Raw genomic sequence first — 10,903 nt, 5'->3', positions numbered from 1 at the left:
GGTCAGCACATCTTGTGGTCGACCTTGGTGGAGTTGTACGAACAGGTGTCCGCCTTGGTGCCGTTCGCCTTCTTCAGCGTCGCGGTGTCCTTGTCGTTGTTCCACACGTAGGCCGCGCGGTTCTGGTAGCGGTTGGCGGCCGTGTCCTTCCCCTTGCCGGTGCGTACGGTCACCGTCCTGCCCTTGCCTAGGCTGTACGTACCGAAGACGTACTTGTGGTTCGCCGCGTCGACGAGGGTCCAGCCCTTCAGGGAGACCGCCGTCGACGTCGTGTTCCTGATCTGCACGTATTCGCCGTTCAGGGACGCGTTGGAGCGGTTGTCCGTGCCCGGCGAGTCGTAATAGATCTTGTACAGGTGCACGGAGCCGGCCGCGGCCTGCGCCTGCGTCGGCAGCAGGACGACCCCGGCGGCGACCGCCAGGGCGGCGGCGGTGAGCGTGCGGGTGCAGCGCATGAGCAATCCCCCATTGATCTCAGGCCGGGCACCCCCCAACGGCAGCCCGGCAGACGCACAGACTATGTCCGCCCACACGTTGTGGTGTGTTTTTCAGGAAATCAGAGACACGCCACGTGTGGGGCCCCACAGAGGAGCTGACGCACAGCGACGCCACGTACGCCACGTATCTCACGTACGCCACGCACAACGACAACAGCGGCGCTCGTCCTGGCCGCACCGGCAGCCACCACACTCCCCGCGACCGCGACGTCCCCCGCCACGCCTCCCGCCCCGGCCCGGTACGACATCCCCAACTGGGCCACCATCGAGGCCCCGCTCACCGTCGACCCGGGCTACCTGGACGGCTGGAGCATCACCATCTGACGTACGTACGCGCCCACCACCACCCCGAAAGCCCGGGCCGGGGCCCGGGATGATCGCGGGTAACCTGCCCCCATGCCCGAGTCGCCCCCCTTCAGCCCCACGGTCACGCTCCTCACGGTGGGCCGGGTGTGGGAGTCCCTGTTCGCCGCGGCCCTGAAGCCGCTCGGGCTGACCACACGCAAGTACGGGCTGCTGGGGCACATCCGCGGCACCCCGGGCATCTCGTTCAGCGAACTGGCCCGGCGCTCACGAATCACGGTGCAGAGCGCGCACGCCGCGGTGGCGACGTTCGTCGAAACCGGGCTCGTCGACGACGGGACCGCGCACGCCGGGTCGGCGTCGAGCCTGCGGGTCACGGCCGAGGGCGAGTCGCTGCTGGCCCGGGCCGCCGAGGTGGTGACCGGCCTGGACGTGGAGTTCGCCGCGCGGCACCCCGAACTGACCGAGGCGCTGCGAACCCACATGGCAAGGGTGACATCCGGAACCACCTGACCCTCCGCCCGGCCATCCAGCCAGCCTTCAGCTAAACTGAAGGTTATGGAATCCCCGCTGCCCACCACCCACGCCGCCACGCTCATCCCGCGACGGGAGCCGTGAGCGCATGAGCCTCCGCCACTACCTGCGCCGCCCGCCGGCCATCACCGCCGCCGAGGCGATCCGCCTCGCCGCGGACGGCGCCCTCGTCGTGGACGTCCGCCGCACGTTCGAATGGAACCGGGCACACATCCCGGACGCCGTGCACATGCCGCTCGAAGAACTGCCCGAGCGCTGCCTGGAACTCCCCGACGACCGGCTCCTCATCACCTTCTGCACCGGCGGCATCCGCTCCGCCGGCGCGGCGAACCTCCTGGCGGAGAACGGCTTCGACGCCGTCAACATGAGCCGCGGCCTCATCGACTGGCGCGCCGCCGGCGGCCCACTCACCCCACCATGACCGGCCCCACCCCGCCGACGCATACGCGGCGTCCCGCCCCGGCCGGAATCAGAAACCTCCCGGCATCTCCGCCACATATGGACAAGGACCGGAAGTGACCGGCCGGTTGGCCACATGACGGACCGTTCAGGGGCCCATGAAAAAGGCGGGGCCCGAGGGGCCCCACCCGAACACCGTGAAACTCCGACTCAGGGCCACACCAGGCAGTACGGCTGATGCCCTGCCTCGTGCAGGCGGACCGAGAAGTCCTGCCACTCGTGGAGCAGTTGGTAGACGTTGTACGCGTCCTTCGGGCCGCCCCGGTCCGGGACCGTCGACCAGATGAAGGCCGCCGCGCCCACTGATTCCTCGCCGATGCCGCGGAGCGGGTCCACCACCGTCATCGGGAGCTTCACCACCGCGTAGTCCGGGTGCAGGACGACCAGTTCGAGCGGCGGGACCTTGTACAGGGGCAGGCCCTGAATGCCCGTCAGGACCATCGCCGCTATCGTCTCGGGCTTGATCTTCGAGAACATGCCGCCCATGCCCAGCTCGTCGCCGCCCAGTTCCTCCGGGCGCATGGAGATGGGGACGCGGGCTGCCGTGGCTCCGTCGGGCGCGCCGAAGTACTTGTAGGTCACCCCCACCCGGCCACCACTCCTGATTTCCGGAGAAGCCTCCTCGCGCGCCTCGCGCTCGTGACGCTCGCCGCGTCGGTGTTTCCCTCGCCGGGCAGGCTCGGGACCCAGGTCGTCTGTACCCTCGCCCAGTCCGCCACCGCGATGCATATCTCCACCCGACCACTCGCAGCCCCGGCCGCGCAACCCGATCATCGTGACAGTGACCTCCCCCACGAACGCCAGGTGAAACACCTGTCCGCGGACACGTCCGAGCCTCTGACACCATGGATTGCGTGAGCTTCCCATATGACGCCCCAGTTTCGCAGACACTCTTCGACCGTGCGGCCCTCGTGACGCCTGGAGGCGTGAACTCTCCCGTCCGCGCCTTCCGTGCGGTGGGGGGTACGCCCCGGTTCATGGTGTCCGGTCACGGTCCCTACCTCATTGATGCGGACGGTCGTGAATATGTCGACCTCGTATGTTCCTGGGGGCCGATGATCCTCGGTCATTCCCACCCGGAGGTGATCGCTGCCGTGCAGGCGGCGGTCGCGAAGGGTACCTCCTTCGGTACCCCCGGTGAGGGTGAGGTCGCGCTCGCCGAGGAGATCGTGGCCCGGATCGCGCCCGTCGAGCAGGTGCGGCTCGTGTCCTCCGGTACGGAGGCGACCATGTCGGCCATCCGGCTCGCCCGTGGGTTCACCGGGCGGGCGAAGGTCGTGAAGTTCGCCGGCTGCTACCACGGGCATGTCGACGCGCTCCTCGCCGCGGCCGGCTCCGGGGTCGCGACGTTCGGGCTGCCGGACACCCCCGGGGTGACCGGAGCGCAGGCCGGGGACACGATCGTCCTGCCGTACAACGACCTCGACGCCGTGCGCCAGGCCTTCGCCGCGCACCCCGGTGAGATCGCGTGCGTGATCACCGAGGCGTCGCCGGGCAACATGGGTGTCGTACCGCCGCGGGACGGGTTCAACGCCGGGCTGAAGGAGATCTGCGCCGCCGGTGGCGCGCTGTACATCTCCGACGAGGTGATGACCGGATTCCGTACGTCCAAGGCCGGCTGGTACGGCGTCGACGGTGTCGCGCCCGACCTGATGACCTTCGGGAAGGTGATGGGCGGCGGCTTCCCCGCCGCGGCGTTCGGCGGTCGCGCCGATGTGATGGGGCGGCTCGCCCCCGCCGGGCCCGTCTACCAGGCCGGCACGCTCTCCGGGAACCCGGTCGCCACCGCGGCCGGCCTCGCGCAGCTCCGGCTGCTCGACGACGCGGCGTACGAGAAGGTCGACGCGGTCTCCGCCCGGATCCAGGGGCTCGTGACGGAGGCGCTGAACAAGGAGGGCGTCGCCCACCGGGTGCAGGCGGCGAGCAACATGTTCTCCGTCTTCTTCACGGCCGACGAGGTACGTGACTACGAGGGCGCCAAGCGGCAGGAGTCCTTCCGCTTCACCCCCTTCTTCCACTCCATGCTCGCCGACGGGGTCTACCTGCCGCCGTCGTCCTTCGAGTCCTGGTTCGTCTCCACCGCCCACGACGAGCGGGCCGTCGAGCGGATCGCCGCCGCGCTGCCCGCCGCCGCGCGCGCCGCCGCCGAAGCCACGGACCCCGAGACCCAGCCGGAGAGTGCCGCATGAGCCAGAGCGACCGGAGCGACCGGAACGACCGGAGCGCGGAGAACGGTGCGGAGAACGGCGCGAAGAGCAGCGCGGCGAACGGTGAGGAGATCACGGTCGTCCATCTGATGCGCCACGGGGAGGTGCACAACCCGGACGGCGTCCTGTACGGGAGACGCCCCGGCTACCACCTCTCGGAGCTGGGGCGCCGGATGGCCGACCGCGTCGCCGAGCACCTCGCGGAGCGCGACATCACCCATGTGGTCGCCTCCCCGCTGGAGCGTGCGCAGGAGACCGCCGCCCCGCTCGCCAAGACGCACGGGCTGACGCTCGACACCGACGGCCGGCTGATCGAGGCCGCGAACGTCTTCGAGGGCAAGACCTTCGGCGTCGGCGACGGTGCGCTGCGCCGTCCTGCCAACTGGAAGTACCTCACCAACCCCTTCCAGCCGTCCTGGGGTGAGCCGTACGTCGACCAGGTCGTCCGGATGATGGGCGCGCTGACCACGGCGCGGGACGCGGCCCGCGGCCACGAGGCCGTCTGCGTCAGCCATCAGCTGCCGATCTGGATCGTGCGCAGCTTCGTCGAGCGGCGCAGGCTCTGGCACGACCCGCGGCGCCGGCAGTGCACCCTCGCCTCCCTGACGAGCTTCACCTATCAGGGCGACAAGATCGTCTCGGTCGGCTACTCCGAGCCGGCCCGCGATCTCGTCCCGGCGCACCTTCTCGCGGGTGCGAGGCCGGTGAAGGGCGGGGCGAAGGCGTTCGGGGCCTGAGGCCGGGTCCGGCTCCTCCGGTGCGGCGGCTGTGCGGCTCCGGTCCGGTCCCCGCGACTGAGACCGTTTTTGTCACAGTCACTGTTACGTACGAAAAAGTGTGACAAGTTTAGGAACCTTCGCGTTCGGTAGCAGCTCCTATGGGTTGCCGTTTGTAAGACTTTACGAGCGGCGTACATACGGACGAACGAGCGCGGATGGGATCTGTAATGCGCCACATGAGTCGGAGGAGTCTGCTGGGAGCCGGAATGGGAGCCGCCGCCGCGATGGGGATCGCGGCCTGCTCCACCGGTCAGGCGTCGCAGGGGAGCCGTACGGGCAAGGCCATTGGCGGAGACGCGAACGGGCGTCCCGCGGCCAAGGACGTCAGGCTCATCGGGGACGGTTCCACCTCCGACACCGGAAAGCAGCCCCATCAGCCGGCCGCGCCGGTCCCGCTGGAGCCCGGCCAGACCCCGCCGCAGTTCGTGGTCTTCTCCTGGGACGGCGCGGGCGAGGTCGGCAACGGCCTCTTCCCGCGCTTCCTGGAACTCGCCAAGGACCACGGCGCGGCGATGACCTTCTTCCTCTCCGGGCTCTATCTGCTGCCCGAGTCGAAGAAGTCCCTCTACCGCCCGCCGAACAACCCGGTCGGCGCCTCCGACATCGGATACCTCTCCGACGCCCACATCAAGGACACCCTCAAGAACGTCCGCCAGGCGTGGCTGGACGGCCACGAGATCGGCACCCACTTCAACGGGCACTTCTGCGGCGGCACCGGCACCGTCGGGAACTGGACCCCGGAGCAGTGGCGCAACGAGATCGACCAGGCCGTCGACTTCGTCACCCAGTGGCGTACGAACACCGGCTGGACGGACCTCGACCCGCTGCCCTTCGACTACCACAAGGAAATGGTCGGCGGCCGTACGCCGTGTCTGCTCGGCCAGGAGAACCTGCTGCCGACAGCCCGGAAACTGGGCTGGCGGTACGACGCCAGCTCGTCCGGCGGCACCCAGGTCTGGCCGGACAAGCTCGGGGGGATGTGGAACCTGCCGCTGCAGGCCGTGCCGTTCCCCGGGCATTCCTTCGAAGTCCTCTCCATGGACTACAACATGCTCGCCAACCAGTCGAAGAACTCGACCAACGGGATGACCTCCCGCTACCCGGAATGGCGCAGGCAGGCCGCCGACGCCTACCTCGCCGGATTCAACCGCGCGTACGAGACCAATCGCGCGCCGTTCTTCATCGGGAACCACTTCGAGCAGTGGAACGGCGGCATCTACATGGACGCCGTGGAAGAGGCGCTGAAGGGCATGGCGGAGAAGAAGGACGTACGGCTGGTGTCGTTCCGGCAGTTCACCGACTGGCTCGACGTCCAGGAGCCGGCCGTACTCGACCAGCTCCGTACCCTCGGCGTCGGTCAGGAGCCGGCCGGCGGCTGGAACGCGTTCCTGAAGACGTCCGGGGCCTCCGCCGGAACGGCCGCGCGGCGCTGAGACCGCGGAGACCATCCGAAGTGTTCGGGCCGTCCCGGGCGCCCCGCCGCGGCGGTCCGCCCCGGCCGGTGCCCCCGCTCCGGCCGCGGTCCTGGCGGAAAGCCTTCGGCGGAAAGCTTTACTTCGGGCTTTACGGGCATGAAGGGGGGTGCCCAAGATCCTCGAATCGCCCATGCGAAACTTTTCACATGAACTCAGGCCGCGCCCCACGACGCCGTTCTGACCGCCGGCTCCGTACCGTTCTGCCCCTCGTCGCCGTTACATCGGCGATGACGCTCTCGGCCTGCGGCAGCGGCGGCCAGTCCGGCGGTGGCGGTGACACCAACTTCGTGACGAACACCGGAGGCATCTCCACCGTCGCCGCGGCGGACCGTCAGCCGGTCAACAAGATCGCGGGGGAGACCCTCGAAGGCGAGCAGCTCGACGTGGCCGACCTCAAGGGCAAGGTCGTCGTGCTGAACGTCTGGGGATCGTGGTGCCCGCCCTGCCGCGCCGAGGCCCCGCACTTCGCGAAGGTCGCCAAGGAGACCGAGCCGCAGGGCGTGGCCTTCGTCGGGATCAACACGCGGGACCCCAACAAGGGCCCCGCCCTCTCCTTCGAGAAGGACTACGGCGTCGCCTACCCGAGCCTGTACGACCCGACGGGCAAGCTCATCGTCAGCGGCTTCCCCAAGGGCAGCCTGAACCCGCAGTCCATCCCCTCCACGATCGTGCTCGACCGGGAAGGGAAGATCGCGGCGCGTTCGCTGATGGCGCTCAACGAGGAGAAGCTGCGGAAGATGATCGACCCGCTGATCGCGGAGAAGTGATCCCGTGCAGTTTCTCCAGGCCGACACCCTCGCCCAGGCCCAGTTCCTCGCCGAGGCGACCGGCAGGAACGAGACCGTCTTCAGCGGGGCGCTGCTGATCGCCCTGCCGATCGCGCTGCTGGCCGGGCTGGTCTCCTTCTTCTCCCCGTGCGTGCTGCCGCTCGTACCTGGCTACCTCTCGTACGTCACCGGCGTCAGCGGCACCGATCTCGCGGACGCCCGGCGCGGCCGGATGGTCGCCGGAGCCTCCCTCTTCGTCCTCGGCTTCACCGCCGTCTTCGTCTCGGGCGGCGCGCTCTTCGGCTACTTCGGCGGAACGCTCCAGGAGTACCGCGGGACCCTCTCCAAGGTGCTCGGCGTGCTCATGATCCTCATGGGCGTGTTCTTCATGGGGCTGATGCCCTGGCTCACCCAGCGCGAATTCCGCTTCCACCGGCGTCCGGTGACCGGCCTCGCGAGCGCCCCCCTGCTGGGCGCGCTCTTCGGGATCGGCTGGACGCCCTGCCTCGGTCCGACGTTCTCCTCCGTCAACGCGCTGGCGTTCGAACAGGCGAGCGCCGGCCGCGGGGCCATACTGACCGTCGCGTACTGCCTGGGTCTCGGGGTGCCGTTCGTGCTCGGCGCGGTGGCCTTCCGCAAGGCGCTCGGCGCCTTCGCCTGGATAAAGCGCCACTACACCTGGGTGATGCGGATCGGCGGCATCATGATGATCGCGACCGGGCTGCTGCTGCTGACCGGCGCGTGGGACAGCATCGTGCAGGCGACGCAGACCTGGTCCAACGGCTTCACGGTGGGGATCTAGTTCCATGAGCAAGGCGTCCACGAGCGGGAAATCCATGAGCGACACCGAAACCGGTACGGGCAACGACATCGGCACCGACGCCGACAGCGGTACCAGCACCGACAGCGGTACCAGCACCGGCAGCGGTACCAGTACGGACACCAGTACCGGCACCGACACCGACATCAGTACCGGCACTGACACCAGCACCAGCACTGACACCGGCACCGGTACGGACACCAGTGCCGGTACCACCGCCCACGACAGCGCGGACTCCGCCGACGCACGCGAACTCGGCGCCGCCGGCTCCCAGCTCTCCACCGCCCCCCGCGAGGAGCGCTACGACACCCTCGCCGGCGGCCCCACCCTCGGGATCATCGGCTGGGGCCGCTGGTTCTGGCGCCAGCTCACCTCCATGCGCGTCGCGCTGATCCTCCTCTTCCTGCTCTCCCTCGGCGCCATCCCCGGCTCCCTGATCCCGCAGACCAGCGTCGACGAGCTGAAGGTCCAGGACTTCAAGGACCGCCACGAGACGCTCGCGCCGGTCTTCGACCAGCTCCAGCTCTTCCACGTCTACAGCTCGGTGTGGTTCTCCGCGATCTACATCCTGCTGTTCATCTCGCTCATCGGCTGCATCGTCCCGCGCACCTGGCAGTTCGTCGGCCAGTTGCGGGGCCGCCCGCCGGGCGCCCCCAAGCGCCTCGACCGGCTGCCCGCGTACACCACCTGGCGTACCACCGCCGGGCCCGAGGACGTCCGCACCGCCGCGCTCGCGATCCTGAAGAAGCGCCGCTTCCGCGCCAGGACCGCCGGCGAGGCCGTCGCCGCCGAGAAGGGGTACCTCCGCGAGGCCGGCAACCTGATCTTCCACATCGCGCTGATCGTGATGCTGGTCGCCTTCGCCGCCGGGCAGCTCTACAAGACCGAGGGCGGCAAGCTCGTCGTCGAGGGCGACGGCTTCGCCAACACCCTCACCCAGTACGACGACTTCCGGTCCGGCTCGCTCTTCGACACGAACGACCTCGCGCCCTTCAGCTTCCGGCTCGACAAGTTCACCGGCACGTACGAGCGCAGCGGCCCGCAGGTCGGCACGCCCCGTACGTACCAGGCGAACGTCCACTACACCGACGGCGTCGACGGCGAGGAGCGCGCGTCGGTCATCAGGGTCAACGAGCCGCTGGTCGTCGACGGCTCGAAGGTCTACCTGATCGGCCACGGGTACGCGCCCGTCGTCACCGTCAGGGACGGCCGCGGCGAGGTGGTCTTCAACGGAGCCGTCCCGCTGCTGCCCATCGACAGCAACGCCTCCTCCACGGGCGCCATCAAGGTGATGGACGGCTACCGGGACAAGAACGGCAAGAAGGAACAGCTCGGCTTCGCCGCCTTCTTCGTGCCGACGTACGGCGGCGGCGAGGGCGGCGCCACCAAGATGTTCTCGCGGTTCCCCGCCCTCGACTTCCCGGTGCTCAACGTGGGCGCGTACCACGGCAGCCTCGGGGTGGACGCCGGAGTGCCGCAGAACGTGTACCAGCTCGACACCCGCAAGATGAAGGCGTTCAAGGACGCCAAGGGGGAGCTGCTGAAGAAGACCCTGCTGCCGGGCGAGAAGCTCTCCCTGCCGGACGGCGCCGGGTCGATCACCTTCGAGAAGGACGTCAAGGAGTGGGCGACGTTCCAGATCTCGCACCAGCCGGGCGACGGCTGGGCGCTCGCCGGAGCGGTCGCGGCCATCGCCGGACTGGCCGGATCGCTCTTCATCCAGCGGCGCCGGGTCTGGGTCCGGGCCGTACGGGGCGCCGACGGCGTCACCGTGGTCGAGATGGCGGGCCTCGGCCGCAGCGAGTCCGCCAAGCTCCCCGAGGAACTGGCCGACCTGGCCACCACCCTCCATTCAGAGGCGCCCAGCGCGCCTGCACCCGCACGTGAGACTGCCGAAGTCGAAGGGGCTGAGAAGTGACTCTCGCCGCCGCAGCAACCAACGAAAGCCTGGCGCAGACCAGTAACGTCCTGATCTATTCGGCCATGGCCGTCTACATGCTGGCCTTCTTCGCCCATATCGCCGAGTGGCTGTTCGGCAGCCGCAGCAAGGTCGCCCGTACGGCCGCCGCGCTGACGGGCGGAGCCAAGGGCGGTACGGCCGCCTCCGTACGGGGCGAGGGCAAGCAGCAGGGCGGCTCGACCGCCGTCCTGGAGCGGCCGAAGATCATCACCCGCTCCGCCTCCGGGGTCCGCGACGTCCCGGACGGCCCCGGCGCGGCGGGCGGCGACGAGCAGGGTGATCTGTACGGCCGTATCGCCATCTCCCTCACCATCCTCGCCTGGGCGGTCGAGGCGGCGGGGGTGGTCACCCGCGCGCTGTCCGTACAGCGGGCGCCGTGGGGCAACATGTACGAGTTCAACATCACCTTCACCACGGTCGCCGTCGGGGTGTACCTCGGCTTCCTCCTGCTGAAGAAGAACGTCCGCTGGCTCGGCCTGCCGCTCATCACCACGGTCCTGCTCGACCTCGGCCTCGCGGTCACGGTCCTCTACACCGCCAGCGACCAGCTCGTACCGGCCCTGCACTCGTACTGGCTGTGGATCCACGTCTCCACCGCGATCTTCTGCGGCGCGGTCTTCTACGTCGGCGCGGTCGCCACGCTGCTCTACCTCCTGCGGGAGCGGTACGAGTCCAAGCTGGCCACCGGGCTCACGCCGGGCACCTTCGCCACCTCCGTCATGGAGCGGCTGCCCGCCTCGGCGACCCTCGACAAGTTCGCGTACCGCGTGAACGCCGCCGTCTTCCCGCTCTGGACCTTCACGATCATCGCGGGCGCGATCTGGGCGGGCGACGCGTGGGGCCGCTACTGGGGCTGGGACCCCAAGGAGGTCTGGTCCTTCATCACCTGGGTCGCGTACGCCGCCTACCTGCACGCGCGCGCCACGGCCGGCTGGAAGGGACGCAAGGCCGCCTACCTGGCGCTGATCGCCTTCGGCTGCTGGCTCTTCAACTACTACGGCGTCAACATCTTCGTCTCAGGGAAGCACTCGTACGCGGGTGTCTGACCCGACGCCACGAAGCCACTCAGCCCCATGAAGAGGCGCCCCGCGCGGACCAGGTC

At 69.3% G+C, this 10,903-nt stretch carries 11 protein-coding genes; 9 read left to right on the top strand and 2 right to left on the bottom strand.

The features are described from left to right. Nucleotides 1–2: 2 nt before the first annotated feature. Nucleotides 3–455 (bottom strand): lamin tail domain-containing protein, encoded by a 453-nt coding sequence (locus tag ACFXPL_RS18190; protein ID WP_384919882.1) that lies wholly within the window; start codon nt 453–455, stop codon nt 3–5. A gap of 438 nt (nt 456–893) precedes the next feature. On the opposite strand from ACFXPL_RS18190, the gene ACFXPL_RS18185 reads away from it, so the two are divergent. Together ACFXPL_RS18185 and ACFXPL_RS18180 are read left to right on the top strand one after the other, a co-directional pair. Then, nucleotides 894–1,313, top strand: coding sequence for a MarR family winged helix-turn-helix transcriptional regulator (locus ACFXPL_RS18185; RefSeq protein WP_384919879.1), 420 nt, complete (start codon nt 894–896; stop codon nt 1,311–1,313). Nucleotides 1,314–1,422: 109 nt separating this feature from the next. Continuing rightward, on the top strand, nt 1,423–1,755 hold the full coding sequence (locus tag ACFXPL_RS18180; protein ID WP_384919876.1) for a rhodanese-like domain-containing protein: 333 nt from the start codon (nt 1,423–1,425) through the stop codon (nt 1,753–1,755). A gap of 188 nt (nt 1,756–1,943) precedes the next feature. Here ACFXPL_RS18180 and ACFXPL_RS18175 read toward each other — a convergent pair whose 3' ends face one another. Beyond that, nucleotides 1,944–2,522, bottom strand: a complete 579-nt coding sequence (locus ACFXPL_RS18175; protein ID WP_384919873.1) for a hypothetical protein — start codon at nt 2,520–2,522, stop codon at nt 1,944–1,946. A 116-nt stretch (nt 2,523–2,638) separates the two neighbouring features. On the opposite strand from ACFXPL_RS18175, the gene hemL reads away from it, so the two are divergent. The 7 genes from hemL (at nt 2,639) to ccsB (ending at nt 10,847) form a co-directional block, all read left to right on the top strand. Continuing rightward, on the top strand, nt 2,639–3,982 hold the full coding sequence (gene hemL, locus ACFXPL_RS18170) for a glutamate-1-semialdehyde 2,1-aminomutase (RefSeq protein WP_384919870.1): 1,344 nt from the start codon (nt 2,639–2,641) through the stop codon (nt 3,980–3,982). A 107-nt stretch (nt 3,983–4,089) separates the two neighbouring features. Then, nucleotides 4,090–4,737, top strand: coding sequence for a histidine phosphatase family protein (locus ACFXPL_RS18165; protein WP_384920065.1), 648 nt, complete (start codon nt 4,090–4,092; stop codon nt 4,735–4,737). Nucleotides 4,738–4,946: 209 nt separating this feature from the next. Then, complete coding sequence (locus ACFXPL_RS18160) at nt 4,947–6,212, top strand: hypothetical protein (RefSeq protein ID WP_384919867.1); 1,266 nt, start codon at nt 4,947–4,949, stop codon at nt 6,210–6,212. A 188-nt stretch (nt 6,213–6,400) separates the two neighbouring features. Next, nucleotides 6,401–7,021, top strand: a complete 621-nt coding sequence (locus ACFXPL_RS18155; protein ID WP_384919864.1) for a TlpA family protein disulfide reductase — start codon at nt 6,401–6,403, stop codon at nt 7,019–7,021. 4 nt (nt 7,022–7,025) lie between these two features. Further along, entirely contained in the window at nt 7,026–7,823 is a 798-nt protein-coding gene (locus ACFXPL_RS18150; protein ID WP_384919861.1) for a cytochrome c biogenesis CcdA family protein, read from the top strand. A 34-nt stretch (nt 7,824–7,857) separates the two neighbouring features. Next, nucleotides 7,858–9,759 (top strand): cytochrome c biogenesis protein ResB, encoded by a 1,902-nt coding sequence (locus tag ACFXPL_RS18145; protein WP_384919858.1) that lies wholly within the window; start codon nt 7,858–7,860, stop codon nt 9,757–9,759. After that, entirely contained in the window at nt 9,756–10,847 is a 1,092-nt protein-coding gene (gene ccsB / locus ACFXPL_RS18140) for a c-type cytochrome biogenesis protein CcsB (RefSeq protein WP_384919855.1), read from the top strand. Before ACFXPL_RS18145 ends, ccsB begins: the two co-directional genes overlap by 4 nt. The last annotated feature ends 56 nt before the right edge of the window (nt 10,848–10,903 follow it).

Origin of the sequence: Streptomyces sp. NPDC059092, from assembly GCF_042756365.1 — a bacterium.
Lineage (GTDB): Bacteria > Actinomycetota > Actinomycetes > Streptomycetales > Streptomycetaceae > Streptomyces.
This window is presented reverse-complemented; position numbering and strand designations above follow the sequence as displayed.

Bases quoted from the DNA above. Each gene is read 5' to 3' on its own strand.
- ACFXPL_RS18165 (WP_384920065.1), top strand. From the start codon at position 4,090: ATGCGCCACGGGGAGGTGCACAACCCGGACGGCGTCCTGTACGGGAGA.
- ACFXPL_RS18160 (WP_384919867.1), top strand. From the start codon at position 4,947: ATGCGCCACATGAGTCGGAGGAGTCTGCTGGGAGCCGGAATGGGAGCC.
- hemL (WP_384919870.1), top strand. From the start codon at position 2,639: ATGGATTGCGTGAGCTTCCCATATGACGCCCCAGTTTCGCAGACACTC.
- ACFXPL_RS18185 (WP_384919879.1), top strand. From the start codon at position 894: ATGCCCGAGTCGCCCCCCTTCAGCCCCACGGTCACGCTCCTCACGGTG.
- ACFXPL_RS18190 (WP_384919882.1), bottom strand. From the start codon at position 455: ATGCGCTGCACCCGCACGCTCACCGCCGCCGCCCTGGCGGTCGCCGCC.
- ACFXPL_RS18145 (WP_384919858.1), top strand. From the start codon at position 7,858: ATGAGCGACACCGAAACCGGTACGGGCAACGACATCGGCACCGACGCC.
- ACFXPL_RS18175 (WP_384919873.1), bottom strand. From the start codon at position 2,522: ATGCATCGCGGTGGCGGACTGGGCGAGGGTACAGACGACCTGGGTCCC.
- ACFXPL_RS18155 (WP_384919864.1), top strand. From the start codon at position 6,401: ATGAACTCAGGCCGCGCCCCACGACGCCGTTCTGACCGCCGGCTCCGT.
- ACFXPL_RS18180 (WP_384919876.1), top strand. From the start codon at position 1,423: ATGAGCCTCCGCCACTACCTGCGCCGCCCGCCGGCCATCACCGCCGCC.